Here is a 24,241-nt window from a genome sequence, read left to right on the forward strand (position 1 = left end):
CTCACGCCCCCTTGGCGTCGATGGCGGCCTGGAGGGACTCCCTGTATCCCTGGCTCGTGATCGTGGCCCCGGACACCGAGTCGATGTGGGCGCTCTGCGCCTTGAGGGTCTCCGCTACCAGCTCGGGCACCGCCCACCGGGTCTGCGGATGGTGGGGGGCCTGGAGCATCCGTACGGCGGTGATCCGGTCGCCCCGGAAGGTCACCTCGACCTGGAAGACACCCTTCGAGGTGCTCACCGCGGTGCCGTGGACGACCTTCGAGGTGGACGCGGCGGAGGAGGACGCGGCGGGCGAGGAGGCCGCGGCGGACGGCACGGCGGTCGGGGTCGGCGCCGGCGGGGCGGTGTCGACGGTCCCGGCCGAGGGGTGGTAACGCCACACCGGTATCAGGCCGGCGACGGTCAGCACGAAGACGGGAATGGCTCGCTTCACGGTCGGTCGCCCTCTCTCAGCCGGCGAGGCTGAAGCGCTCGAAGTGGATCTGCCGTCTGGGCACGCCCAGGTCGGCCAGGCTGCGCAGCACGGCGGTCATCATCCCGGGCGGCCCGCACAGGAAGACGTCCCGCTCCCCGATGTCGGGCACGAGCCGCGCCAGTTCGCGCGGGGCGAGCTTGTCGGGGAGGACCGGTCCGGTCACCAGGTGGAGTTCGGCGCCCTTGGTGAGGGCGAGGTCGCACAGCTCGTCGTAGAGGACGGCGTCGCGGTCGGTGGTCACCCGGTAGATGACCACGGCGTGGCCCTGCAGTTCCTCCATCAGCGCCCGGATGGGCGTGACGCCGACGCCGCCGGCGATGAGCACGGACTCCGGGCGGGTGCGGTGGAGTGTGGTGAAGGCGCCGTAGGGGCCCTCGGCGAAGACGCGGGTGCCGGGCTTGAGGTGCCGCAGTGCGGCGCTGCCGTCGCCGGACGCCTTCGCGGTGAGACGCAGGGTGCGGCCGTCGGGGGCGGCGGACAGGGAGAAGGGGTTGGCCTGCCACCAGCGGTCCCGGGTGAGGAACCGCCAGAGGAAGAACTGTCCGGCCCGCGCGGGCAGCCGGTCCAGGTCGCGGCCGGTGACGTAGACGGAGACGACGTCGTCGGACTCGGGGACGACCGCCGACACCCGGAGCCGATGCCGCAGGTTCCGCCACAGCGGCAGCACCAGCCGGCCCAGGGCGACCGAGCCGAGGGCGAGGCCCCACAGCGTGTACCAGTACGTCCGTGCGGCGGGCGAGGAGGTGAAGGTCGTACCGGCCGCGACCTGGTGGGTGAAGGCGAGGACCACGGCGGCGTAGGTGTACAGGTGGATGAAGTGCCAGGTCTCGTAGGCGAGTCGGCGGCGGGCCCAGCGGGCCGAGACGGCGCCGACCACCACGATCAGCGCGAGCGCGACGACGGCGCGCAGCACGCCCTCGACGGTCTCGGCGAGGTTCACCAGCTGGCTCACCGGATCCATCGACGACGCCTGGGCGTAGCCGAAGGTGATGAACACCGCGTGGGTGAGCAGGGTCCACAGGAGAGCGAAGCCCGTCCAGCGGTGCCACGAGGTCAGCCGGTCCATGCCGATCCGGCGGTCCAGCCAGGGCAGCCGGGCCACCAGCAGCAGCTGGAAGGCCATCAGGAGGGCGCCGTACAGGCCGGCCAGGCGGCCCAGCACGATCAGCGCGTTGGAGGCGAATCCGGCCTGGACGAAGAACCGGGCCACCACGGCCGCGTTGACGGCCAGCAGCAGGTACAGGCCGGTACGGGCCACGGCGCGGGGCCGGATGGTCGCGGTGGGTGCGGGACGGGTCTGGAGGGTCGTCACGGACGCGGCTCCTTGATCGGGTCCTGGATGACGAGCTTCGCCCGGCAACGCTGTCGTTTTCCTGTCGGACGACTTTCACTTGAGTATCGATGCGGCCCGTGGGGGCCGGCAGCTCGGACGGGGCCGGACGGGTGGCGCAGGATGGGCGGGTGCAGAAAGTACGCCTGCTGGTCGTGGACGACGACCCGCCGATCGCCGACCTGGTGGCCACGGTCGCCCGCTACGAGGGCTGGGAGGCGGTCACCGCGTACTCCGGGGAGGAAGCGCTGGCCCGGGCCGCCGAGTTCGGGCCGGACATCGTCGTCCTGGACCTGATGCTGCCCGACGTGGACGGCTTCGGCGTGCTGGACCGGCTGCGCAGGTCGGGGACGATGGTGCCGGTCGTGTTCCTCACCGCGCGTGACGGGGTCGCCGACCGGGTCGCGGGCCTGACCCGGGGCGGGGACGACTATCTGGTCAAGCCGTTCGCGGTGGAGGAGCTGATGGCCCGGCTGCGCACGGTGCTGCGGCGCACCGCGGGACCGGACTTCGGACGCTCCGTGCTGCGGGTCGCCGACCTGACCCTGGACGAGGACACCCGCGAGGTCCGCCGCGCGGAGCGGCTGCTGGCCCTCACCCCCACCGAGTTCGAGGTGCTGCGCCACCTCCTGCGCAGGTCGCCGTCGGTGCTCACCAAGGCGCAGCTCCTGGACCACGTGTGGGAGTACGGCTTCGGCGGCCGCTCGAACGTGGTGGAGCTGGTGATCAGCCGGCTGCGCCGCAAGCTGGACGGCCCGGGCGAGGAGCCGCTGATCCACACCGTGCGCGGCTTCGGGTACGCGGTCCGGCGGCCGGCCCGGTGATCCGCCGGCTGCGCCGGACGTACGGCAGACTGCGCCTGGGCACCCGTCTGGCGCTGGGTCTCGGCGTGCTGTCCCTGCTGGTGTTCGCGGTGGTCGGCACGGCGCTGACCACGTACATGCGCGGCTATCTGGAACGCCAGCTCGGCGAGCAGCTGCGGCTGGTGCAGATCGGGCAGACCAAGGACGCCTCCGCGCACGGCACGGTCGAGCGCCGGCCGTACTACGGCTGGTACACGGCCGTCTACGACGTCTCCGGCGGTCCGGCGCGCCTGCGCACCCCCGCCGACGTGCCCGCCGACACCGCCCCGCTCACCGCGCTCGCCGAGACCCGCGCCCACGCCTCGACGGACCTCTTCCGCACCGTGCGCCTCGCCGGGGAGGGCACGTACCGGCTGCGGGCCTGCGAGGTGGAGCCCGGGGTGGTCCTGGTGAGCGCGGCCCCCATGGCGGAGGTCGAGGCGACGGTACGGCAGCTGATCACGGTCCAGGTGGTGGCGTTCGCGCTGGCCCTGCTCGCGCTCGTGGTCATCGGCCGCACCCTGCTGCGCCGGGGCCTGAAACCGCTCAGCGACATGGCGCACACCGCGCACGGGATCACCTCGCACGACCTGACCGACCCGGCGGCCCGGCTGCCGCTGCGCGCCGACGCCCCCGGCGGTGGCCCGGAAGTCGAGGAACTGCGTACGGCGTTCAACACGATGCTGGAGCACATCGACGACTCGCTCGCGGTGCGCGCGGAGGCCGAGCAGCGGCTGCGCCGGTTCGTCGCGGACGCCTCCCACGAACTGCGCACCCCGCTGATGTCGGTGCGCGGCTACGCCGACCTGTTCCAGTACGCGGCCGCCAACGAACCCGCCGAACGCGACCGCCACCTGGCCCGGCTGCGCGCCGAGGCGGCCCGGATGGGCGTCCTCCTGGACGACCTCCTGCTGCTCGCCCGGCTGGACGCGGCCGAGGTGGAGGCTCCGCCGCGCCGCGCCGACACCGACCTGACCCAGCTGGTGCGCGAGGCCGCGGACGCCTTCCGCGCGGGCCACCCCGGCCACCCCCTGACCGTGGACACAGGCCCTGGCCCGCTGCGGCTGCGCCTGGACCCGGTCCGCATCCGCCAGGTGCTGGACAACCTGCTCACCAACGCGGCCGTGCACACCCCTCCCGGCACCAAGGTCTCCCTGACCCTCTCCGCCGGCCCCGCCGGCGCGACCGTCCGGGTCACCGACACGGGCCCCGGCATCCCGGACGCGGACCGGGACCGGGTCTTCGACCGCTTCTACCGGGTGGACAAGGCCCGCAGCAGAGACCGGGGCGGCAGCGGGCTCGGGTTGTCGGTGGCGAGAGCACTGACGGAGGCCCACGGGGGCAGCCTGCGGCTGGCGCGGGAGTGCGGTATGACGGTCTTTACGGTCAGGCTGCCAACCTGAAGGGGCGCGGGGAACCGCGCGAGCGACCACCACGGACGAGCACCCGGCAGACCACCCGCACCCCCTACGGCGAGACCCCTATCGGCTGAGCGGCCGGCAGGCGAGCGCGGCGACGTCGTCCTCCGCATGCTCCGCGTCCAGCCGCCGCAGGATGATGTCCAGCACGTCGTCCAGCCCCTCCCCGCCGGGAAACCGAACCGCGGCCAGCCGCTCCAGAGACCGGTCGATGTCCTCGCCCCGCCGCTCCACCAGCCCGTCCGTGAACAGCACCAGCGTCTCCCCCGCGGCCAGCGGATACGTGGCCGACTCGTAGCCGCCGAGCCCGGTGCCCAGCGGCGGACCGACCGGCACCGGCACCATCGCGGCCTCGCCGCCGGAGGCGATGCGCACGGGCGGCAGATGCCCGGCGCTGGCCAGCGTGACCTGGTGGCGTCCCGGGTCGACGCGGGCGAGCAGGCAGGTGGCGGGCCTGAGGTCGGCCTCCCGCGAGGCGATGTCGTCCATCTGCCGCAGCACCCGGTGCGGGGGCAGGTCGGCGGCGGCGATGTAGCGCAGGGAGGAGCGGTAGACGCTCATGTCGACGGCGGCCTCCAGGCCGTGCCCCATGACGTCGCCGACGACCAGCAGGGTCCGCCCGAAGTGCAGCCGTACGGTCTCGCACCAGTCGCCGCCGACCAGCACTCCGCCGCCGGCCGGCAGGTAGCGGACGGCGATGTCGAGGTTGGGGTGCGGGCGGCCCGGCTCCGAGAGCAGGGCGCGCTGCAGGTCGCCGGCGGTGCGGTTGACGCTCGCGTGGGCGCGGGCGTGCCGGATGTGGGAGGCGGCGCGCTCGGCCAGGAGGCTGAGCAGCTCGGCCTCCGCGCGGCGCAGGGGCTGCCCGGAGCGGGCCCACACCAGGACGCCGTACGCCTCCTCGCCGCTGGTCAGCGGGGCGCACAGCGCGATCCGGGTCCGGGTGGCGCCCGGGTACTCCAGCCAGGGCTCCGGCTCTGCGCCGAGCGCCGGTGTCCCGGTCTCGCGGGCCACCGCGGTGGCCCACCGGGCGTCGGGCAGCGCGTCGGCGTCCCCGGTGATCGCCTCGTATCCGGATATGGTCCGGCCGGTGCGGCGGATCACGGCGGCCGTGCCACCGGCCAGCCGCACGGCGAGCCGGGTCAGCTCCGCGCAGGTCGTGCCCTCGTCGAGGGTCGTCCCTATGCCGGCCAGCGCCTCCCGCAGCACGCTCAGCCCCGCGCCGCCGGCCGCCAGGGCGTCGGCGCCCGGCACGCCGCCGGCCGACTCCGCGGAGCCCGCGACGGCAGCGGCGTCCCCGGCCCCCGCGGACGCCGCCGTCGCCTCGGTGCCGCCTCGGTCCTCACGGTGGCGGCCGCTGTCGGCGGGCACGGGCCCGCGACGGGACTGGATCCAGCGCGCCACACCCAACACCCTCACAGAATCTCAAACCGGGGTGAGCGGGGCACCGGCCTCGTCTCTGCCGGCGCCCCCGGCGGCCCCGGGCCCCTGTCGGTCGTTCGGGACGGGCTCAGTCCTCGGCGGGTGCCAGCCGCAGGGAGATGGAGTTGATGCAGTACCGCTGGTCGGTCGGGGTCGGGTACCCCTCCCCCTCGAAGACGTGCCCGAGGTGGGAGCCGCAGCGGGCACAGCGCACCTCGGTGCGGACCATGCCGTGGGAGCGGTCCTCGACCAGTTCGACGGCGTCGGTGTCCTTCGGGTCGTAGAAGGACGGCCAGCCGCAGTGCGACGCGAACTTGGTGTCCGAGGTGAACAGTTCCGCGCCGCAGGCGCGGCAGGAGTAGACGCCCTCGGTCCTGGTGTCGGTGTACTCACCGGTGAAGGCGGGCTCGGTGGCGGCCTGCCGCAGCACGGCGTACTCGGCCGGCGTCAGCTCCGCGCGCCACTGCTCGTCCGGCTTCTCGACGTCGTACGACATGAGCCTCAGCCCCTTTACTGCGACAGGCGGTCCAGGATGAGCGGGCCCAGGTCGGTCACGTCGCCCGCGCCCATGGTGAGAACGAGATCGCCGGGCTTCGCCATTCCCGCGATCACGGCAGGGATCTCGGCCTTGTCGTGGACGGAGGTGACGTCGGCGCCGGCCGCGCGTGCGGCCTCGATGATCAGCTCGCTGGTCACGCCCGGGATCGGGTCCTCGCGGGCCGGGTAGATGTCGAGGACGACCGAGGCGTCGGCGAGCGCCAGCGACTGCCCCATCTCCTTGCCGAGCTCCTGGGTGCGGGAGAACAGGTGCGGCTGGAAGACGACGAGGATGCGGGAGTCGCCGGCGGCGGCGCGCATGGCCTCCAGGTCGGCGGTCATCTCGGTGGGGTGGTGGGCGTAGGAGTCGATGACCTGCACCCCGGCGGCCTCGCCCTTGAGCTGCAGGCGCCGCTTGACCCCGGTGTAGGCGGCGAGCGCGGGCGCGAGTGCGTCGGCCGGGATGCCGAGGGCGGCCCCGGCGGTGAGCGCGGCGACGGCGTTGAGGGCGTAGTGGCGGCCGGGCACGGAGACGGTGAAGGTCAGCTCCTGTCCGTCCAGGACCACGGTGACCCGGCTCTTCAGCCCCTGCGGGACGATCGACAGCACGCGCACGCCGGCGTCCTCGGCCTCGCCGTACGTCACCGTCCGCACCGACCCCGCCAGCCGCCGGGTCAGCTCCCGGGCGCCCTCGTGGTCGGCGGAGATCACCAGCGTGCCGCCGGGGACGATCTTCCCGGCGAAGGTCTCGAAGGACTCGTAGATCTCGTCCATCGAGGCGTAGTTGGCGTGGTGGTCGAGTTCGACGTTGAGGACGATGGCGACCTCGGGCGCGTACTTGTGGAAGCTGCGGTCCGATTCGTCCGCCTCGGCGACGAAGATGTCGCCCTCGCCGTGCAGCGCGTTGGAGCCGGGCGCGTCCAGGTCGCCGCCGATGGCGTACGACGGCTTCAGGCCCAGCTCGGTGAGGGAGACGGCCAGCATCGAGGTGGTCGTCGTTTTGCCGTGGGTACCGGCCACGGCGATCGGGCGCAGCCCGTCCATCAGCGCGGCGAGCGCGTCGGAGCGGTGCACCACCGGGATGCCCAGCTCGGCGGCGCGGGCCAGCTCGGGGTTGTCCTGGCGGATCGCCGAGGACACGACGACACAGCTCGCGTCGTCGGCGAGGTGCTCGGCGGCGTGCCCGATGCGCACGGTGGCACCGAGTGCCCGCAGCGCCTCGGCGGTGGCCGACTCCTTGGCGTCACTGCCGGCCACCTCGGCCCCGCGCTGCGCGAGGATCTTGGCGATTCCCGACATCCCGGCGCCGCCGATGCCGATGAAGTGCGGTCGGTCCATGGCGGCAGGAAGGCCGGGTGCCATGTGGTTCTCCCCAAGTTTCCGGTACGACGCTGAGCGGGCCCTAGCCTATGCGCTCGGGCGCCGGGCCCCGTGCGAGGGGCGGGCGGGCGCCGGGCCCCGTGCGAGGGGCGGGCGGGCGCAGCCCTATGCCTTGCTGTGCGAGAAGAGCTTCAGCACCGGCACGCCCACCTTGTGCCGGGCCCGGGAGGCCCAGTCCCGGTGGAAGAACTCCTCCACGTAGTGGGGGTCGGTGAGCACGATCACCTCGTCCGCGTCCACCTCGGCGACCAGGGACTTCAGCGCGTCCAGGGGATGGTCCTCCACCAGCTGCCCCGCCGCCCGGCTCCCGGAGGCCCGCAGCGCCTGCACCGACACGTCCAGGGCCTGCTGTCCGACGCTCCGGGCGTCCTCCCCCTCGGGCGTCTCGTGTTCGCGGACCGCCTCGTCGAGTTCGCCGAGCGCGATGTCGTCGATGGCCCGCAGCAGGCGGTCCGCCTGGTCGCCGCGCGGCTGGAGGAGCACGTGGAACGCGACCGGCTCGTCTCCGTGCAAGGTGGTGACGAACTCCACGTCGGCGGACGTCAGAGCCTTCTCGATCATCAGAACGCTGGTGAACACCGAACGCCTCTTCTCCTCCGTGGGCCGGACAAGGCCCCTGCGGAAACCATCCTGCCCGTGATCGCACGAGTTCTGCCGGTACCCAAGTCTGCCCTGCGGGAGCGAAACGGAACGGCACATTCCGCTGATTTCAGGACCGCCGGTAGCGACCGAACAGGAATCCGGCGTCCTCCAGGAGGGACACGAGCTCGAACCGGTGCGGCACGGCGACGGGCGGTCCCCCGGCGATGCGCTGCGCGCCGCCCGCGGTGAGCATCGGCGACAGGGTCAGGCACAGCTCGTCCAGCACCTCGGCGGCGACCAGCTGGCCGAGCAGCCGGGGGCCGCCCTCGGTGAGCAGCCGGGTGTGGCCGAGACCGGCCAGGGCACGCACCGCCCGTGCGGGGTCGACCCCGCCGCCCTCACCGGCGATCACCACCCTGGCGCCGGCCTTCTCGGCCGCGGCGACCCGGTCGGGGGCGGCCGCGGATCCGGTGAGCACCAGCGTGGGCACCAGCGGCGAGGTGAACAGCGGGAGCGAGAAGTCCAGGTCCAGGCTCGCGCTGACGACCGCGATCGCCGGCGCCGGGCCCTGTCCGGCGGCCTCCCGCGCCCCGGCGAACTCCGCACGCGCGCGTGCGGGGCGGTACCCCTCCTGGCGCACCGTCTCCGCGCCCACCACGATCACGTCCGCGAGCGCCCGCAGCGTGCCGAAGATCCGCATGTCGGCGGCGCTGGAGATGGGCTGGGAGCGCCCTTCGTGCTGGGCGGCGCCGTCGAGCGTGGACACCATGTTGGCCCGCAGCCACGGCCGCGGGGCGCCGGGCGGCTCCGGGTAGGCGTAGGCGGCGGACAGCTCGGCGAGGCTCCACTCACGGTCGACGTGGGCGCCATGGTCGACGTGGACGTCGTGGTCGGCATGGCCGCCGGTACCACCGGGCGCATGGGCCACCAGAGTCCCGGCAACCCCCCTGGCCCCCTCCCTCTCGGCCACCCCGCCGGAGGCCTGGGCTGCTGTCTCGTCGGTCACAGGGAACAGGCGTCGCATGTCGTGCAGTGTGACACGGCGCTTAGCATGGATAACCGTGTCGTCCTCCACCACCGCCCCCGGATCCAGCCCTCTGACCGAAGCGGGCCCCCTCTCCCTGTGCGCCCGCGAGCCGCACGTCCCCGCGGACCGGCTGGTCGCCGAGATGGTGCCGCCCCCGCGCTTCGACTCGGTCCGCTTCTCGACGTACATACCGGACCCGAACCAGCCCAGCCAGACCGAGGCCGTGCGGGTGCTCGAGGGCTTCGCGGGCGGGCTCGGCGGGGCGCACGCCACCGGCGCCGGCCGGCGCGGCTTCCTCGGCCTCGGCAGGGCCAGGGCGCCCAAGGCCCCGGCCGGCCCGCGCGGGGTCTACCTGGACGGCGGCTACGGCGTCGGCAAGACCCATCTGCTCGCCTCCCTGTGGCACGCCACCCCGGCCGAGCCCGCGCTGAAGGCGTTCGGCACCTTCGTTGAGCTGACGAACCTGGTCGGCGCCCTCGGCTTCCAGCAGACCGTGCGGACCCTCTCCGGGCACCGCCTGCTGTGCATCGACGAGTTCGAGCTGGACGACCCGGGCGACACGGTCCTCGTGTCAACGCTGCTCGGCAAGCTGGTCGAGGCGGGCGTGGCGCTCGCCGCCACCTCCAACACGCTGCCGGGCAAGCTGGGCGAGGGCCGGTTCGCCGCCGCCGACTTCCTGCGCGAGATCCAGGGCCTGTCGGCCCACTTCCGCACCCTGCGCATCGACGGCGAGGACTACCGCCACCGCGGCCTGCCCGAGGCGCCGCGGCCCTTCACCGACGAAGAGGTGACGAAGGCGGCCTACGCCACCGAGGGCGCCTCGCTGGACGACTTCCCGCATCTGCTGGCGCACCTGGCCAAGGTGCACCCGAGCCGCTACGGCGCGCTGACCGACGGGGTGAAGGCGGTGTGCCTCACCGATGTGGCGCCGGTGCCGGACCAGTCGACGGCGCTGCGGCTCGTGGTGCTCGCGGACCGCCTCTACGACCGCGAGGTCCCGGTGCTGGCCTCCGGGCTGCCGTTCGACCGGCTGTTCAGCGAGGAGATGCTGAACGGCGGCTACCGCAAGAAGTACTTCCGCGCGATATCCCGGCTCACCGCGCTCGCCCGCGACGCGAAGGGGCTCGTCGGCTCGTAGCCAGGGGCCGGATCCAGCCACGCGAACGGCACTTTTCACGCTCTCTTGCGCTCGTAACGCCCAGTTAACCCTGCAAAGGACTTTGCAGGGTTAATCTGTTTCTTGACCATCCATTGACCAATGCTTGGTGCGCGCGAGAGGCGTGAACTCCGGAGGGAGGGCGCATGTTCCGAGGTACGACGGCCCGGGCCGCACTCGCCTCCCTCGCCGTCGTCCTGCTCGCCCTGCTCTTCTCCGCGCCCACCGAAACCTTCACACCTGCGCACACGCTCAGTGAAGCAACGGCCAAGGCCGAGACCGGAACCACACCCTCCGAACAGCCGGCGGGCGATCAGGCGGACGTGTTCGGCGGGCGCCGTCTCGCGCGTGACGCCTCCCGCCGCGCGCCGCAGCACCCGCCCATACCCGGCCGGGCAGCCGGCGCCGGCCCCGCACCCACACCCGGCACCGCGCGCGTCCCGGCCACCGGAGTCTCCAGAGCCCCCACCCCGGCAGCCCTTCAGGTCTTCCGCTGCTGACAGGCGCTCAACTCTTCCCCCACACATGTCGTTCAAGTCCGACGCGCCCGTGCAGGCGCGCCAGGAGGAACCCACACCTATGCAGCCCCTCATCGACAACGCCCGTACCTTCGGACAGCGCCCTGAGGAGTTCGCCAAGCTCGCCGAAGGCCAGTCCCCGCAGGTGCTGTTCATCACCTGCTCCGATTCCCGGGTCGTCCCGGCCCTGATCACGGGCGCCCGCCCCGGCGAGCTCTTCGAGCTGCGCACCGCGGGCAACATCGTCCCGCCGCACACCTCGCAGCACCCCACCAGCGAGGCCGCCACCATCGAGTACGCCGTGGAGGTGCTCGGCGTCCGCGACATCGTGGTCTGCGGTCACTCGCACTGCGGTGCCGTCGGCGCGCTGGTGCGCGGCGACGACCTGACCGCCGTACCCGCCGTGCGCGACTGGCTCGCGCACGCCACGCCGCGCCCGGCCGGCCAGGCCGAGGACCCGGAGGTCGCCGAGGGCGTGCAGGCCCATGTGCTGACCCAGTTGCTGCGGCTGCGCTCGTACCCGTGCGTCGGACGCAGGCTGGCGGCGGGTCAACTCGCCCTGCACGCCTGGTACTACGAGGTGCACACCGGCGCCGTACGGGCGCACCGCCCGCGGACCGACACTTTCGAGTCCCTGTGAGCGCGCCGGTGACCAGCAAGAACCTCATATCCCGGTTCCCGTATCTGCGGCACGACTTCGCCGCTTCCCTCGTCGTCTTCCTGGTCGCGCTGCCGCTGTGCGTGGGCGTGGCCGTCGCCTCCGGGGTCCCGGCCGAACTCGGCCTGGTCACCGGCATCGTGGGCGGGCTCGTGACCGGGCTGATGCGCGGGAGCAGTCTGCAGGTGTCGGGTCCGGCGGCCGGACTGACCGTGCTCGTCTTCGAGGCGGTCAAGGAGTTCGGGCTGCCGGCGCTCGGCGTGATCGTGCTCGCCACCGGACTCCTCCAAATAACGATGGGCCTGCTGAAACTGGGCCGCTATTTCCGCGCCATCTCGGTCTCGGTCGTCGAGGGCATGCTGGCCGGAATCGGACTGGTGCTCATCGCCGGGCAGTTGTACCCGGCGCTGGCCGCCAAGGCCCCCGACTCCGGCCTGGGCAAGATCGCCGGGCTGCCCGGGGCGTTCCTGGACGCCCTCGGCGACGGCAGGGCGGTGGCCTCGCTCGCGGTGTGCGCGGGCACGATCGCGGTGCTGCTGCTGTGGAGGCACGTTCCGGCGAAGGTCCGCACGCTGCCCGGCCCGCTGGCCGCGGTGGGCCTCGCCACGGTGGCCGCGTTCGCGCTGGACCTGCCGGTGGCCACGGTGGCGGTGCGGGGTCTGCTGGGCTCGGTCCAGCCGCCGCCGCTGAGCGCGTTCGGCGAGTTGGCGGGCGTCGGGCTGCTCGGCACGGTCGTGGCCTTCACCCTGATCGCCTCGGCCGAGTCGCTGTTCAGCGCGGCCGCCGTGGACCGGCTGCACTCCGGACCGCGCACCGAGTACGACAAGGAGCTGCTCGCGCAGGGCGCCGGCAACACGGTGTGCGGGCTGCTCGGCGCGCTGCCGATGACCGCGGTGATCGTGCGCAGTGCGGCCAACGTCCAGGCGGGTGCCCGTACCAAGGCCTCCCGCGTGCTGCACGGCGGGTGGCTGCTGCTGTTCGCCGCGCTGCTGCCGGGTGTGCTCGCCCACATCCCGGTCCCGGCGCTCGCCGGCATCCTCGTCCACTCCGGTGCCAAGCTGGTCCCGGTCCGGGCGCTGGCCGTGCTGTGGCGCGAGCACCGGGGCGAGGCGCTGATCCTGGCCGTGACCGCGGTGTCGATCGTGGCGGTCAGCATGTTCGAGGGCGTGCTGATCGGGCTGGCGCTGGCGGTGGTCAAGACCGCCTGGCAGGCCTCGCACGTCAAGCTGGAGGTCATCGACAAGGGCGCGGGCCCGGTGGACGCCCACCTCTCGGGCAACGCGACCTTCCTGCGGCTGCCGAAGATCCTGGACAGCCTGGAGTCGCTGCCCCAGGACCGCCCGGTCCGCCTGGACCTGTCCGGCCTGCACCACCTGGACCACGCCTGCCGTACGGCCCTGGAGAACTGGGCCGAGCGGCACGCGGTGGGGACGGAGCCGGTTCGGCTGACGGTGCCCGTGCGGGCGGGCTGAGGCGGCGCGGGCCGACCGGGTCGGGAGACAGCCCCCTCCCGGCTCGGTCGGCCGGGAAGTGGCATATCGTTGCAGCAGCGGACAAAAACGGGCCTCTCGGTGAGGAGGTCATCATGGTCCAGGAACTGCTGGGAGCGATCGCCGCGGCGGGCTGCACCGGACTGGTGTACCTGGCGATGGCGGCCCGCGTGGTCAAGCAGTACGAACGGGGCGTGCTGTTCCGCCTCGGTCGCGTCGCGGGTGACGTACGGCCGCCGGGCCTGACGCTGATCATCCCCTTCGTGGACCGGCTGCAGAAGGTCAACATGCAGATCGTGACGCTGCCGGTCCCCGCCCAGGAGGGCATCACCCGCGACAACGTCACCGTCCGCGTGGACGCGGTCGTCTACTTCCGGGTGGTCGACGCGGAGAGCGCGCTGGTGCGGGTCGAGGACTACAAGTTCGCGGTCTCGCAGATGGCCCAGACCTCGCTCCGGTCGATCATCGGCAAGAGCGACCTGGACGATCTCCTCTCCAACCGCGAGAAGCTCAACCAGGGCCTGGAGCTGATGATCGACAGCCCCGCCGTCGGCTGGGGCGTCCAGGTCGACCGGGTCGAGATCAAGGACGTCTCGCTGCCGGACACGATGAAGCGGTCCATGGCCCGCCAGGCCGAGGCGGACCGGGAACGCCGGGCCCGGATCATCAACGCGGACGCCGAGTACCAGGCCTCCAAGAAGCTGGCCGAGGCGGCCCAGCAGATGGCCGACACCCCCGCCGCCCTGCAACTGCGGCTGCTGCAGACGGTGATGGCGGTGTCCGCCGAGAAGAACTCCACGCTGGTCCTGCCCATCCCGGTGGAACTGCTGCACTTCCTGGAGCGGGGCAACCGGCAGGCCGCGCCGGACGGCGACGGGGAGCTCCGCCCGGAGAGCGGCGAGCGCCGGACCGCGCCGCACGACGACGGAGGGCTCCGCCCGGAGAGCGGCGACCGGCAGACCGCGCCGCACGACAACGGAGAGCTCCGCCCGGAGAGCGGCGACCGGCAGACCGCGCCGCACGACGACGGAGAGCTCCGCCCGGAGAGCGGCGACCGGCAGACCGCGCCGCACGACGACGGAGGGCTCCGGTCCGGATAGCGTGCCGGGCATGCGCAGGAGCTGGATGATCGCCGTGGCCGCGACGGCCGTGACCGCGGGCTGCGGGGGCGGCGGCGGGCCGGCCGCCGCCCCTACGGCCCCCTCCCCGACGGCCCTGTCCCCGACCGCCGTCCACCGGCTGACCGTCAGCAGTACGGCCTTCCCCGACGGCGGCGCCATCCCCCGTCGGAACACCTGCGACGGCGCCGACGTCTCGCCTCCGCTCGCTCTCGGCGCCGTACCCGCGCACACGGCCTCGCTGGCCCTGCTGCTGCGGGACTTGGACGCCGCGCACGGCACGTTCACCCACTGGCTGGTGTGGGACATCGCCGCGCACACCACACGGCTGGCGGCGGGTGAGCATCCGCGGGGCGCGACCGAGGGCCGCAACGACTTCGGGAGGACGGGGTACGGCGGGCCCTGTCCGCCACGTGGGGACCGGCCGCATCGCTATGTCCTCACGGTGTACGCCGTCGACCGGCGGGTGTCGCTGGGCGCCGGGGCCACTCCGGCCGATCTGCTGCGGGCGTTTTCCGGGCACACGCTTGCCGTGGGCACGGTGACGGGCCGGTACGGCCGTGGATAGTGCCGCGAAAGGCCGTCATGCGTCTGCGGATCCGTCGTGGCCTGTCGCGCGGTTCCCCGCGCCCCTCGGGCGCGTGCACGCCCTGTCGGCGACAGAGGAAGGGGATGGCCGTGGCGAAGGAAACCCGTGAGGACCTGCGGGAGGCGCTGCGCCTGCCGCCCGGCCGCCCCGTCGACCTGGCCGCCCATGACACCCGGGCCACCCCCGGTGCCCCCGGCGGGAAGCGGGCGACCAAGGAGGACACCGTGCGCACCGGGAAACGGCTGGCGCGGCTGCAGGAGCGCCTGTGGGCGGCGAGCACGGCGGGGGACCGTCGGCGCGTACTGGTGGTGCTGCAGGGCATGGACACCAGCGGCAAGGGCGGCACGGTCAAGCACGTCATCGGCCAGCTCAACCCGGCGGGCTGCCGGATCCGGGCGTTCAAGGCGCCCACGGAGGAGGAGCGGCGGCACGACTTCCTGTGGCGGGTGCGTCCGGCCCTGCCCCGGCCGGGCGAGATCGGCATCTTCGACCGCTCGCACTACGAGGACGTCCTCATCGCCCGCGTCCGGCACCTCGCCCGGCCCGCCGAGATCGGCAGCCGCTACGGCCTCGTCAACGACTTCGAGCGGTCTCTCGCCGAGGACGGCGTGACCCTGGTCAAGTGCTTCCTGCACATCTCCCGCGACGAGCAGAGACGCCGGCTGCTGCGCCGCCTGGACCGCCCGGACAAGCACTGGAAGTTCGATCCCGGCGACATCGACGAGCGCGCGCTGTGGCCCGCCTACCAGGAGGCGTACCAGCTGGCCCTGGAGCGCTGCGCGGCGCCGTACGCGCCCTGGTACCTGATCCCGGCGGACCGCAAGTGGTACCGCAACTGGGCGATCAGCCGCCTGCTGCTGGAGCACCTGCGGGAGCTGGACCCGCAGTACCCGAAAGGCGACTTCGAGGTGGCTCGGTGCCGGGAGCGGCTGCTGAAGGGCGCCTGAGAAACCGGCGCGTCGCTGCCCGGTACGGGATATTTTCACACTAATCTCCGTGACTGTAAGCGGTCGATCCATTACGCACCGCATCCACACTCGCACTCACACTCATGGAGATGACATGCGCAGACTTCGCAAGGCCGCCGTCCTGCTCGCGGCGCTCGGCAGCGTGAGCCTCCTGCCCGCCGGCACCGCCTATGCCGGCGGGCACGACGACGAGGGCAAGGTCTTGCAGAGCACCAACTGCAAGGACCACGACCTGAACCTCGACGTCCTGGGCGAGGTCGGCATCCTCAACGGCCTGCTGGGCAACGCGCTCAACGGCGAGGGCGACCCGGGCGCCCAGGGCACCCACATCGGCTCGACCATGGGCTGCAACAACAGCGCCGGCGGCAGGTAACAGGCCGGTTCGGACCCCATGCCGGCGGACAGCGGCGGCAGGCCGGTCTTCCGGTGGGCCGGCCGCCCCACCCACCGCCGGCATGGAAGGTGTGGCGACCTCACGCGCGTGCGGGCACGCAGGACGGCGAGACCGTCAGCGCGCGTGAGGTCGCCGCGCCCGTGCGGCACGCCGCCGCACGGCGCCGCGCGGACCCGGTGAGCGGCGCGCCCGGGCGGGTACCCGGCGGCCATGCACGAGCAGCGGCACATCACCGACTCCTACTGGCTCCGGACCGCACCGGGGCCGTCCCGTCCCGCGCTGAGCGAGGACCTGGACGTGGAGGTGGCCGTCGTCGGCGCGGGCATCGCCGGGCTGAGCACCGCGCACGAACTGGCCCGGGCCGGGCTGCGGGTGGCGGTGCTGGAGGCCGGACGGGCGGCGGCCGGGGTCACCGGCCACACCACGGCCAAGCTGACCGCCCAGCACACCCTGGTCTACGACCGGCTGCGGCGCACCCGCGGCCCCGAGGGGGCCCGGCTGTACGCGCGCTCGCAGTCCGAGGCGATCGAGCACGCGGCGGCGCTGGTGGACGAGCTGGGCATCGACTGCGAGTGGGAGACCCGGGACGCGTACACGTATGTGCGCGACACCGCGCGCGCGGACGAGCTGCGGGCGGAGGCGGAGGCGGCGCGGGACGCCGGGCTGCCGGCCTCGTTCACCACGGAGACCGGGCTGCCGTTCCCGGTGGCGGGTGCGGTCCGGGTGACCGGGCAGGCGCAGTTCCACCCGGTCAGGTACCTGCGGGCGATCACCGAGGATCTCGTCGCGCGCGGCGGTCTGCTGTACGAGGGGACACGGGTCGTCGGGCTGCAGGAGGGCGGAGAGCCCTGCCGGCTGACGACCGAGTCGGGCCGTACGGTCACCGCCCGGGACGTCGTGATCGCCACGCACTACCCGGTGTTCGACCGGGCGCTGCTGTTCGCCCGGCTGTCGCCGCGCCGCGAGCTGGTGGTGGCGGGACCGCTGGGCGCGGGCCCGGACCCGGAGGGCATGTACATCACCCCGGAGGAGAACACCCGCTCGGTGCGCACCGCGCCGTACGGCACGGACGGGCAGCGGCTGCTGATCGTCACCGGGGAGCACTTCACGCCGGGCACCGGCGGCGTACCGGCCGGCTTCGACGGCCTCGCCGGCTGGGCCGAGGAGCACTTCCCGGGTGTCACCCTGGACCACGCCTGGGCCACCCAGGACAACGACTCCACCGACACCGTGCCGCTGGTCGGCCCCTTCCACCCCGGCGCCCGGCACACCTGGGTCGCCACCGGTTTCGGCGGCTGGGGACTGAGCGGCGGGATCATGGCCGGGCTGCTGCTGACCGCGCTGATCACCGGGCGGGACTGCGCCTGGCGCGAGCTGTACGACCCGCGGCGGCTGAAGTCGGTGGTGCGCGAGGCGCCGTCGCTGCTGAAGACGCAGGCGGAGGTGGCCCGGCACTTCGTCGGCGACCGGCTGAAACCGCCCGCCTCGGTGGACGACCTGGCGCCCGGCGACGGCGCGGTGGTCCGGGCGGGCGGCGGCCGGCTCGCGGTGCACCGGGACGAGGCGGGCGCCCTGCACGCGGTCTCGGCCCGCTGCACCCACCTGGGCTGCCTGGTCGCCTTCAACCGGGCCGAACGCGCCTGGGAGTGCCCCTGCCACGGCTCACGCTTCGACGTCGACGGCAGAGTGCTCCAGGGGCCGGCGGTGCGACCGCTGGAGCAGCGGGAGATCTGAGGGCCGCCACGCGGGTGACCGCAGCACCGCGCCACGAGGGCATATCGCCATACAAGCGGACAGCCGGCCCTACGTTCATACGGTGACCCCACGAGTACGCCGTATCACCGCCGTCTGTGTCCTGGGCGCGGCGCTCGCCGCCTGTGGCGGCGCGGGCTCCGCGGGCAGTGCCCGTCCGGCCCCTGCCGAGCCCTCCCCCGTCTCCGCCTCCCCGCCGGCCTCGCGTCCGCCCGTGCTGGCGCCCGGTCCCGGCGGCCTGACCCCGGTCTTCGAGCACGGCCCGCGCACCCTGGGCCGGACGGTCGCGCTGACCTTCGACGCCGACATGACCGCCGACCAGGGGCCCCGCGCCGCCGCCGGCGAGCACTTCGACAACCCGGACCTCATCGGCACCCTGCGCGCGCTGAAGGTGCCGGCGACGATCTTCATGACCGGCCGCTGGGCCGACGAGTACCCGACCGAGGCCCGCAGCCTCGGCCACGACCCGCAGTTCGAGGTCGCCAACCACTCCTACAGCCACTATGCGTTCACGGCCGACTGCTACGGCCTGCCGACCGTCGCCGCCGGCAGGATGCGCTCGGACGTGGAACGGGCGTACGCCTCCCTGCGCAGGGCGGGCGTGCCGCACCCGCTGCCGTACTTCCGCTTCCCCGGCGGCTGTTACGACCGGCGGGCGCTGCGCGCGCTGAGCGGGCTCGGGGTGACCGCGGTGCAGTGGGACGTGGTGAGCGGCGACGCGTTCGCGACCGACGCCGCCGCCGTCACCAAGCAGGTGCTGGACGGGGTCAAACCCGGCTCGGTGGTCGTCATGCACTGCACCCGCAGCGCCGCCCCGACCACCGAGCGGGTCGTCCGCGCGGTCGTACCGCAGCTGCGGGGGCGCGGCTACCGGTTCGTGAAGGTCTCCGAGCTCATCGGCGAGGCGTCCGGCCATCGGTGACCGGCCTACGCTGGACACATGAGCGAGGAGGACTACTGCACGGTCGTCGAGTCGGTGAAGCCGCCGAAGGCCGACGGTCCGCCGTACGCGGAGTGTGTGCTGTGCCGGGAGCCGACGGAGTACCCGGAGTCGTACAAGGGCATCACGCTCTGCCCACGGTGCGAGTGGCTGGAGGCGCAGCGCAGCGCCTGCTCAGGGTGAGCGGCGGGAGGTCAGCCGGCCGGCCAGGGCGAAGGCGGCGGCCGTCAGCAGGGCCGCCCCGGCCAGCGGCAGCAGCGGCAGTGGCGCGCGGCCGGTCTGCGAACCGGTGACCAGGCCGCTGACCGCCGCCTGCGCCGGGGAGCCGCTGACCGCCACCGCCAGCAGCGCGCCCAGCAGCATCGCCGGCACGGCGCGGCCGGTGGAGCGCAGCAGCGGCCGGTTGGTGAGCGCGCCGACGGCCGCGCCGAGCAGCGCGCAGGTGAGCGTGGCCGGCAGCCCGGCCGCGGCGGCCTCCAGCGGGGCCACATGGACCCGGTGGCCGTTGCTCGCCGGGTCGCTGATCAGCGTCACCACGACGGTCGCCGCCACCCCGAGCGTCACCGACGCGAGCAGTGCCGTCAGCAGACAGGCCAGGTGCGCCCGGGCGGGGCCGCGCGCGGCGGCGGTACAGGCGCGGGCCGCGTCCGGCTCGCCGGTGACGCAGATCCGCACCAGCCAGGCGGCCACCGGGAGCAGACCGGCGGCCGTGTAGCCGAGCGAGTCGAGGACCGGCTGGCCGCTCTGCACCCCGATCCCGAGGAACACGGCGTACAGGATCACCGGCGGCAGCCAGCGCTGGGAGCGCACCAGCAGGTCGGCCTGGTAGCGCAGGAGTGCGGTCATGGGCGGCTTCCGGGGTTCGGTCCGGGATCGGCCGGGGGCGGGGTGACGCTCACGACGTGCCAGGACGGGCGGGCCGTGAGCAGGGCGCGCAGGACGACGTCGGAGTGGGAGGCGGGTACGGCGAGGCGGTGGCGGCCGGGAGCGGTCTCCTCGGCGGAGGCGGCGGTCCGGGCCACGTCGGGCGGCAGTCGTGCGCCGGCCGGGCCGCGCACGGTGACGAGGGTGAGCGGACCGCCTGGTGAACTCCCGGTTTCCGTACGGCACTTGAGACCGCCGTCGAGCACGGTGTACGTCGCGTCCGGTGCCCCGGCCAGCCGGCGCGGGTCGTGGTCCACGAACACCACGGCGCCCCCCGCGGCGGTCCGCTCGGCCACCGCCCGCTCCAGCTCCTCCCGCGCCGCCGCGTCCAGCCCGGTCCAGGCCTCGTCCAGCACCAGCAGCTCCGGCTCTGCGAGCAGGGCCTGCGCCACGGCCACCTTCTGGCTGCTGCCCTTGGACAGCCGGGCCATGGGCGTACCGGCGTACGCCGCCGCACCGAAGCGCTCCAGCCAGGTGCCCGCGGCCTGTGCGGCGGCCTTGCGGCCGAGGCCGTGGACGGCGCCGAGGTGGGTCAGATAGCCGAGGGCCGTGAAGGGAAGCGCCGAGGGGAAGCGCTCCGGTACGTACGCCGTGCGGGGGCGGCCGGTGACCCGGCCCTCCGTCGGTGCGTCCAGGCGGGCGAGGAGGCGGAGCAGGGTGGACTTCCCGGTGCCGTTCGCCCCTTCCACGCGGGTGAGGGTTCCGGGGCCGAGGGTGAGGTCGACGCCCCGTAACACCCAGGGGCCGCGCAGGCCGTAGCGGCGGCCCACGCCCGCCAGCCGTAGATCACGTCGCATGAAGGCATTGTGGCTGCCCGCGCCCTTTAAGGTTGGCTCGTGTGAGCCAGAGTGTGACGTCCCCCGGAGACAGCCCCTTCCAGGCCGAGCGCAACCCGCGCGACGCGGCACCCCAGTTCGTGCTGCCCCTCGTCGTGCGGATCGAGAAGAGCGCGCCGCCCGCCCGCACCGACGCGCTGGAGACGGCCGCGCGGGCCGTGCTGGTGCTGCTGGGGGACGAACGGGCGCACGGGGACGGCGCGTGGGCCGAGGCGGTGCGGAGCTGGGAGGACGCGCGGATCCGCAAGGTCGTCCGGCGGGCCAGGGGCGCCGAGTGGCGGCGGGCCGAGGCGCTGCCGGGGATCACGGTGACCGGCAAGTCCGCGGAGGTACGGGTGTTCCCGCCGATCCCGCTCGACGGCTGGCCCAAGGACCTGGCCAAGCTCCAAGTGTCCGGCACCGAGCTGGACGACCCGGAGCCGCCCGTCGCCGCCGGCCCGGCACAGCCCGTGCTGTGGCTGAACCCGGAGCTGGAGATGTCGGCCGGTAAGGCGATGGCGCAGGCCGGGCACGGTGCCCAGCTGGCCTGGTGGGCGCTGTCCGACGCGGAGCGCGCTGCCTGGCGGGACGCGGGCTACGCACTGGCCGTCCGTACGGCCGACCCCGCCGACTGGGCCCGGCTGACCGGCGGCGGGCTGCCGGTCGTCCGCGACGCCGGGTTCACGGAGATCGCGCCGGGCAGCTGCACGGTCGTCGCCGACCACCCGGCGCTGCGCTAGGGATCGCGGGGCCGCAGCTCCCGGTGCCGGCACATCGCTGAAGCTCAAATATTGCTCTGAACACGGCAGAGAGGGGATTCGGGGCCGCGCGCGAGGGCGATACCTCCGTCATTCGCACGAGGGGAGGGGCCATGCGACGACTGGGCACGGGCATCGGCTGGCGGCCGGAGATCGCGGACGCCGTGGAGCGCATGCCGGGCATCGACTGGGTGGAGGTCGTGGCGGAGAACGTCTGCCCCGGCCACCTTCCCGCGTCGCTGCTGCGGCTGCGCGAGCGCGGCGTGACCGTGATCCCGCACGGCGTCTCCCTCGGCCTCGGCGGCGCGGACCGCCCCGACGAGGCCCGGCTGGCGGCGCTGGCGGAGCGCGCCGAGGCCCTCGGGTCCCCGCTGGTCACCGAGCACATCGCGTTCGTCCGCGCGGGCGGCCCGCTCACCGCCTCCCCGCACCTGGAGGCCGGTCACCTGCTGCCGGTGCCGCGTACGAGGGACGCCCTGGACGTGCTCTGCGAGAACGTGCGCATCGCGCAGGACGCCCTTCCCGTGCCGCTGGCCCTCGAGAACATCGCCGCGCTGTTCTCCTGGCCGGGCGAGGAGCTGACCGAGGGGGAGTTCCTGTCCGAGCTGGTCGAGCGCACCGGCGTCCGGCTCCTGATCGACGTGGCCAACCTGCACACCAACCACGTCAACCGGGGCGAGGACCCGGCCGAGGCGCTGGCCGCGCTGCCCGTGGCGGCGATCGCCTACGTCCATGTCGCGGGCGGCTTCGAGCGGGACGGCGTCTGGCACGACAGCCACGCCCACCCCGTGCCGCGCCCGGTCCTCGACATCCTGACCGACCTCGCCGCCCGCACCGCGCCGCCCGGCGTCCTCCTGGAACGGGACGAGAACTTTCCCGAACCGGCCGAGCTGGAGCGGGAGTTGACCGCGATCCGGGAGGCGGTGACGGCGGGGCGCGGGCGGTCGGGCGGGGCTGCGGGGACCGTGGCCGCCGACGGATCAGCCGGCGGCCGGTCAACCGCCGACGGGTCAGCCGGCGGCCGGTCAGCCGGCGGCGGATCCGCGGATGTCGGCGGATCGGCGGATGTCGGCGGATCGGCGGATGTCGGCGGAACTGCGGGCGTCGGATCAGCGGGCGGTGGCGGTGTCGCCGTCCTGGCGCGGCCCACGGTCCGGACGCGGGAGCGGCTCGCCGTCGCCCAGGCCGCCGTACTGTCCTCGCTGGTGGCCGGGACGCCGGTGCCCGAGGGGTTCGACCGGGTGCGGATGGGCGTGCAGGCACGGGCGCTCGCCGCCAAGCGGGCGGACGTGGTGGCGAGGGTGGCGCCCGAGCTGCCGGTCATCCTCGGCGACGGGTACCGGGCGGCGTTCCTGGAGTACGCGCGGGTCCGGCCGATGGCGGGCGGCTACCGCCGGGACGCCCTGGACTTCGCCGGGCACCTGCTGCGATCCGGTCGCCCCGAGGACCCGGACGCCCGCCGACGGCTACGGGAGTGGTGGCTGGACCGGGCGGGGCCGGCGCCCAGGTCCGGCGGGCGGATGGCTCGGCTGGCACGGAGAGTGCGGCGGGCGGCGTGACCGGGTGCCCGGCGCTGTGACCGGGTGCCCGGCGCTGTGACGGGACGGGAAGGTGTCGCCTGCCCGCGCCGGCGGGGTGCCGCCTGCGCCCGTTCCTCCCCCACTCTCGGCTTCGCTCGAGCGGGGAACCCCCATCGCCCCAGCGGCACGACTGCCCGCAGGCTACGACGGCGATGAGCGCCCCGTAGGGGCGCGCGGCTGTATCGATGTGCGGCTCCGCCGCGCGGGCGCGAGCAGCCACGACGCACCCGCACTCACCCACGCTCCGTAGCCCGACCGCTTCGACCCGTAGCCGCCCGAAATCCCGAACTGGGCCGAGTAATATGCCGCCCGCACCCCACCACCCTGCACACTCGCGTGCGGTGCGCTACAGGAGGCGTCATGCGACCCCGACCCCCGATCAAGGGCCGAGGCATATTCAGCGGCACGGGCCTCGTCATCGCGGCCCTCGCGGCGACCGCGGCGGCGCTGCTCTGCCCGCTCTGGCTGTACGCCGACCGCCCGAACCCGGCGTCCGGTGCGACCGTCCTGAGCGCCGAGACCGTGACGACCCCGTACGGCCCCCTGTCCGCGCAGGACCGGGACCTCATCACCAAGGTGCGGCTGGCGGGGCTCTGGGAGCTGCCGGCCGGCGAGCTGGCGGAGCGGAAGGGCACCACGGCGGCCGTACGCACGGCGGGCCAGCACCTGGTCGACGGGCACACCTCGCTGGACGCCCATGTCCGCACCGTCGCCGCCCAGCTCGGCGTACCCTTGCCGAACGAGCCGAACGCACAGCAGCAGCAGTGGCTCGACACCCTGAAGACCGCGCAGGGCCAGGACTTCGACCGGCAGTTCGCGGGCCTCGTCCGGCTGGCCCACGGCCGGGTGTTCGCGCAGGTCGCCGAGGTCCGGGCCGGCACCCAGAACTCCCTGGTACGCGACCTCGCCGACGACGCGAACGCGACCGTCCTGGACCACATCAAGGTGCTGGAGGCGACGGGGTACGTCGACTTCGCCTCGCTCGCGCGAGACCTGGCCGCCTCCCCCACCCCCGTACCGACCCCGCCCGCGGTCGACCCCGGCGCGGCCGTGCCGGTCACCCCCTCGCCGGCCGAGTCGTACTCCCTGCCGCCCGCCACCACCAGCCCGCCGCCGGCGACGAGCGGCTCCTGACACCCTGACCTGGTCGGGAAACGGAACGTCACAGACCCCTAACACTGTGTCCATATGATGAACAGGGCATGGCGTTCACCCAGGACTCTGGCATAGAAACACGTCATGTTCTGGGTCCTCCTCCTGCTCCTGGCCTGGGCTTTCGCCGGTACGGCGTGCACCCGGCTGTGCCTGGCGGCCGTCCGCGCGGCAGCCCTGGACGCGGATGCCGCGACGGCGGACCGTGAGCACGATCTGACGCTGTACGAGGCCGCCTTCCTCTCCGGCGGCCCGGCCCGGGTCGCCGATGTGACGATGGTCTCCATGGCCCGCCAGCGGCGCCTGCTGCTCGCGCACACCGGCTGGGCCACGGTCGTGGACCCCGAGGGGCGCGACGAGATGGAGCGGTCCGTCATAGGGGCCATAGGCCCCCAGGGGCAGTCGCGCATCGCGCCGCG

Annotated in this window: 26 protein-coding genes; 17 read left to right on the plus strand and 9 right to left on the minus strand. The window is 73.9% G+C overall.

What is annotated here, in order from left to right:
- Nucleotide 1: 1 nt before the first annotated feature.
- Both ABB07_RS08295 and ABB07_RS08300 read right to left on the minus strand, forming a co-directional pair.
- On the minus strand, nucleotides 2–433 hold the full coding sequence (locus tag ABB07_RS08295) for an FMN-binding protein (RefSeq protein ID WP_208898115.1): 432 nt from the start codon (nucleotides 431–433) through the stop codon (nucleotides 2–4).
- A 16-nt stretch (nucleotides 434–449) separates the two neighbouring features.
- The gene (locus tag ABB07_RS08300; RefSeq protein WP_208898116.1) at nucleotides 450–1,787 is read right to left on the minus strand and encodes a ferredoxin reductase family protein; all 1,338 of its coding nucleotides are present in this window, start codon (nucleotides 1,785–1,787) and stop codon (nucleotides 450–452) included.
- 149 nt (nucleotides 1,788–1,936) lie between these two features.
- Here ABB07_RS08300 and ABB07_RS08305 point away from each other — a divergent pair, with 149 nt between their 5' ends.
- Nucleotides 1,937–2,629 carry a response regulator transcription factor gene (locus tag ABB07_RS08305; protein WP_279617383.1) on the plus strand — a complete coding sequence of 231 codons (693 nt, stop codon included), beginning with the start codon at nucleotides 1,937–1,939 and terminating at the stop codon, nucleotides 2,627–2,629.
- Nucleotides 2,626–4,050: a sensor histidine kinase gene (locus tag ABB07_RS08310; protein WP_208898118.1), complete on the plus strand. Its 1,425-nt coding sequence runs from the start codon at nucleotides 2,626–2,628 to the stop codon at nucleotides 4,048–4,050. Before ABB07_RS08305 ends, ABB07_RS08310 begins: the two co-directional genes overlap by 4 nt.
- A gap of 78 nt (nucleotides 4,051–4,128) precedes the next feature.
- On the opposite strand, the gene ABB07_RS08315 is transcribed toward ABB07_RS08310, so the two are convergent.
- From ABB07_RS08315 to ABB07_RS08335, 5 genes are all read right to left on the minus strand, one after another.
- Nucleotides 4,129–5,466, minus strand: coding sequence for a PP2C family protein-serine/threonine phosphatase (locus ABB07_RS08315; protein WP_244189268.1), 1,338 nt, complete (start codon nucleotides 5,464–5,466; stop codon nucleotides 4,129–4,131).
- Between the two features lie 106 nt (nucleotides 5,467–5,572).
- A complete protein-coding gene (gene msrB, locus ABB07_RS08320; RefSeq protein ID WP_208898120.1) occupies nucleotides 5,573–5,980 on the minus strand; it encodes a peptide-methionine (R)-S-oxide reductase MsrB in 408 nt (135 codons plus the stop codon).
- 14 nt (nucleotides 5,981–5,994) lie between these two features.
- Nucleotides 5,995–7,383 carry a UDP-N-acetylmuramate--L-alanine ligase gene (gene murC, locus ABB07_RS08325; protein ID WP_208898121.1) on the minus strand — a complete coding sequence of 463 codons (1,389 nt, stop codon included), beginning with the start codon at nucleotides 7,381–7,383 and terminating at the stop codon, nucleotides 5,995–5,997.
- 123 nt (nucleotides 7,384–7,506) lie between these two features.
- A complete protein-coding gene (locus tag ABB07_RS08330; RefSeq protein ID WP_208898122.1) occupies nucleotides 7,507–7,980 on the minus strand; it encodes an indole-3-glycerol phosphate synthase in 474 nt (157 codons plus the stop codon).
- Nucleotides 7,981–8,110: 130 nt separating this feature from the next.
- Nucleotides 8,111–9,007 (minus strand): pyrimidine reductase family protein, encoded by an 897-nt coding sequence (locus ABB07_RS08335; RefSeq protein ID WP_208898123.1) that lies wholly within the window; start codon nucleotides 9,005–9,007, stop codon nucleotides 8,111–8,113.
- A 37-nt stretch (nucleotides 9,008–9,044) separates the two neighbouring features.
- Between ABB07_RS08335 and zapE the strand changes: the two genes are divergently transcribed.
- From zapE to ABB07_RS08390, 11 genes are all read left to right on the plus strand, one after another.
- The gene (gene zapE, locus ABB07_RS08340) at nucleotides 9,045–10,148 is read left to right on the plus strand and encodes a cell division protein ZapE (protein WP_208898124.1); all 1,104 of its coding nucleotides are present in this window, start codon (nucleotides 9,045–9,047) and stop codon (nucleotides 10,146–10,148) included.
- Between the two features lie 164 nt (nucleotides 10,149–10,312).
- Complete coding sequence (locus tag ABB07_RS08345; protein WP_208898125.1) at nucleotides 10,313–10,666, plus strand: hypothetical protein; 354 nt, start codon at nucleotides 10,313–10,315, stop codon at nucleotides 10,664–10,666.
- 79 nt (nucleotides 10,667–10,745) lie between these two features.
- The gene (locus ABB07_RS08350) at nucleotides 10,746–11,324 is read left to right on the plus strand and encodes a carbonic anhydrase (protein ID WP_208903336.1); all 579 of its coding nucleotides are present in this window, start codon (nucleotides 10,746–10,748) and stop codon (nucleotides 11,322–11,324) included.
- Between the two features lie 8 nt (nucleotides 11,325–11,332).
- Nucleotides 11,333–12,814 carry a SulP family inorganic anion transporter gene (locus tag ABB07_RS08355; RefSeq protein WP_244189269.1) on the plus strand — a complete coding sequence of 494 codons (1,482 nt, stop codon included), beginning with the start codon at nucleotides 11,333–11,335 and terminating at the stop codon, nucleotides 12,812–12,814.
- Nucleotides 12,815–12,927: 113 nt separating this feature from the next.
- Nucleotides 12,928–13,932, plus strand: a complete 1,005-nt coding sequence (locus ABB07_RS08360; protein ID WP_244189270.1) for a slipin family protein — start codon at nucleotides 12,928–12,930, stop codon at nucleotides 13,930–13,932.
- Nucleotides 13,933–13,942: 10 nt separating this feature from the next.
- Entirely contained in the window at nucleotides 13,943–14,518 is a 576-nt protein-coding gene (locus ABB07_RS08365) for a YbhB/YbcL family Raf kinase inhibitor-like protein (protein WP_244189271.1), read from the plus strand.
- A 104-nt stretch (nucleotides 14,519–14,622) separates the two neighbouring features.
- A complete protein-coding gene (locus tag ABB07_RS08370) occupies nucleotides 14,623–15,486 on the plus strand; it encodes a PPK2 family polyphosphate kinase (RefSeq protein ID WP_208898127.1) in 864 nt (287 codons plus the stop codon).
- A gap of 115 nt (nucleotides 15,487–15,601) precedes the next feature.
- The gene (locus ABB07_RS08375) at nucleotides 15,602–15,880 is read left to right on the plus strand and encodes a hypothetical protein (RefSeq protein WP_208898128.1); all 279 of its coding nucleotides are present in this window, start codon (nucleotides 15,602–15,604) and stop codon (nucleotides 15,878–15,880) included.
- A 231-nt stretch (nucleotides 15,881–16,111) separates the two neighbouring features.
- A complete protein-coding gene (locus ABB07_RS08380) occupies nucleotides 16,112–17,635 on the plus strand; it encodes an FAD-dependent oxidoreductase (protein WP_208898129.1) in 1,524 nt (507 codons plus the stop codon).
- A gap of 82 nt (nucleotides 17,636–17,717) precedes the next feature.
- The gene (locus ABB07_RS08385; RefSeq protein ID WP_208898130.1) at nucleotides 17,718–18,575 is read left to right on the plus strand and encodes a polysaccharide deacetylase family protein; all 858 of its coding nucleotides are present in this window, start codon (nucleotides 17,718–17,720) and stop codon (nucleotides 18,573–18,575) included.
- An 18-nt stretch (nucleotides 18,576–18,593) separates the two neighbouring features.
- Nucleotides 18,594–18,776 carry a hypothetical protein gene (locus ABB07_RS08390; RefSeq protein WP_208898131.1) on the plus strand — a complete coding sequence of 61 codons (183 nt, stop codon included), beginning with the start codon at nucleotides 18,594–18,596 and terminating at the stop codon, nucleotides 18,774–18,776.
- Here ABB07_RS08390 and ABB07_RS08395 read toward each other — a convergent pair.
- Both ABB07_RS08395 and ABB07_RS08400 read right to left on the minus strand, forming a co-directional pair.
- The gene (locus ABB07_RS08395) at nucleotides 18,768–19,439 is read right to left on the minus strand and encodes an ABC transporter (protein ID WP_208898132.1); all 672 of its coding nucleotides are present in this window, start codon (nucleotides 19,437–19,439) and stop codon (nucleotides 18,768–18,770) included. The two genes, ABB07_RS08390 and ABB07_RS08395, sit on opposite strands and share 9 nt — an antisense overlap.
- The gene (locus ABB07_RS08400; RefSeq protein WP_208898133.1) at nucleotides 19,436–20,314 is read right to left on the minus strand and encodes an ABC transporter ATP-binding protein; all 879 of its coding nucleotides are present in this window, start codon (nucleotides 20,312–20,314) and stop codon (nucleotides 19,436–19,438) included. Before ABB07_RS08400 ends, ABB07_RS08395 begins: the two co-directional genes overlap by 4 nt.
- Nucleotides 20,315–20,355: 41 nt before the next feature.
- Here ABB07_RS08400 and ABB07_RS08405 point away from each other — a divergent pair, with 41 nt between their 5' ends.
- From ABB07_RS08405 to ABB07_RS40640, 4 genes are all read left to right on the plus strand, one after another.
- Nucleotides 20,356–21,072: an aminoacyl-tRNA hydrolase gene (locus ABB07_RS08405; RefSeq protein ID WP_208898134.1), complete on the plus strand. Its 717-nt coding sequence runs from the start codon at nucleotides 20,356–20,358 to the stop codon at nucleotides 21,070–21,072.
- 131 nt (nucleotides 21,073–21,203) lie between these two features.
- Complete coding sequence (locus tag ABB07_RS08410) at nucleotides 21,204–22,649, plus strand: MbnB/TglH/ChrH family RiPP precursor modification enzyme (RefSeq protein WP_208898135.1); 1,446 nt, start codon at nucleotides 21,204–21,206, stop codon at nucleotides 22,647–22,649.
- Nucleotides 22,650–23,030: 381 nt separating this feature from the next.
- Nucleotides 23,031–23,804, plus strand: coding sequence for a DUF4142 domain-containing protein (locus tag ABB07_RS08415; RefSeq protein ID WP_208898136.1), 774 nt, complete (start codon nucleotides 23,031–23,033; stop codon nucleotides 23,802–23,804).
- Between the two features lie 105 nt (nucleotides 23,805–23,909).
- On the plus strand, nucleotides 23,910–24,241 hold a 332-nt coding region (locus ABB07_RS40640), incomplete at its 3' end, for a TIGR04222 domain-containing membrane protein (RefSeq protein WP_244189272.1).

Origin of the sequence: Streptomyces incarnatus (genome assembly GCF_001027185.1) — a bacterium.
Classification (GTDB): Bacteria; Actinomycetota; Actinomycetes; order Streptomycetales; family Streptomycetaceae; genus Streptomyces; species Streptomyces puniciscabiei.

What these genes read in the sequence shown, in the direction of transcription:
- msrB (WP_208898120.1), bottom strand. Translation starts at nt 5,980, where the DNA reads ATGTCGTACGACGTCGAGAAGCCGGACGAGCAGTGGCGCGCGGAGCTG.
- murC (WP_208898121.1), bottom strand. Translation starts at nt 7,383, where the DNA reads ATGGCACCCGGCCTTCCTGCCGCCATGGACCGACCGCACTTCATCGGC.
- ABB07_RS08335 (WP_208898123.1), bottom strand. Translation starts at nt 9,007, where the DNA reads ATGCGACGCCTGTTCCCTGTGACCGACGAGACAGCAGCCCAGGCCTCC.
- ABB07_RS08345 (WP_208898125.1), top strand. Translation starts at nt 10,313, where the DNA reads ATGTTCCGAGGTACGACGGCCCGGGCCGCACTCGCCTCCCTCGCCGTC.
- ABB07_RS08350 (WP_208903336.1), top strand. Translation starts at nt 10,746, where the DNA reads ATGCAGCCCCTCATCGACAACGCCCGTACCTTCGGACAGCGCCCTGAG.
- ABB07_RS08360 (WP_244189270.1), top strand. Translation starts at nt 12,928, where the DNA reads ATGGTCCAGGAACTGCTGGGAGCGATCGCCGCGGCGGGCTGCACCGGA.
- ABB07_RS08365 (WP_244189271.1), top strand. Translation starts at nt 13,943, where the DNA reads ATGCGCAGGAGCTGGATGATCGCCGTGGCCGCGACGGCCGTGACCGCG.
- ABB07_RS08370 (WP_208898127.1), top strand. Translation starts at nt 14,623, where the DNA reads ATGGCCGTGGCGAAGGAAACCCGTGAGGACCTGCGGGAGGCGCTGCGC.
- ABB07_RS08375 (WP_208898128.1), top strand. Translation starts at nt 15,602, where the DNA reads ATGCGCAGACTTCGCAAGGCCGCCGTCCTGCTCGCGGCGCTCGGCAGC.
- ABB07_RS08380 (WP_208898129.1), top strand. Translation starts at nt 16,112, where the DNA reads ATGCACGAGCAGCGGCACATCACCGACTCCTACTGGCTCCGGACCGCA.
- ABB07_RS08390 (WP_208898131.1), top strand. Translation starts at nt 18,594, where the DNA reads ATGAGCGAGGAGGACTACTGCACGGTCGTCGAGTCGGTGAAGCCGCCG.
- ABB07_RS08395 (WP_208898132.1), bottom strand. Translation starts at nt 19,439, where the DNA reads ATGACCGCACTCCTGCGCTACCAGGCCGACCTGCTGGTGCGCTCCCAG.
- ABB07_RS08400 (WP_208898133.1), bottom strand. Translation starts at nt 20,314, where the DNA reads ATGCGACGTGATCTACGGCTGGCGGGCGTGGGCCGCCGCTACGGCCTG.
- ABB07_RS08410 (WP_208898135.1), top strand. Translation starts at nt 21,204, where the DNA reads ATGCGACGACTGGGCACGGGCATCGGCTGGCGGCCGGAGATCGCGGAC.
- ABB07_RS08415 (WP_208898136.1), top strand. Translation starts at nt 23,031, where the DNA reads ATGCGACCCCGACCCCCGATCAAGGGCCGAGGCATATTCAGCGGCACG.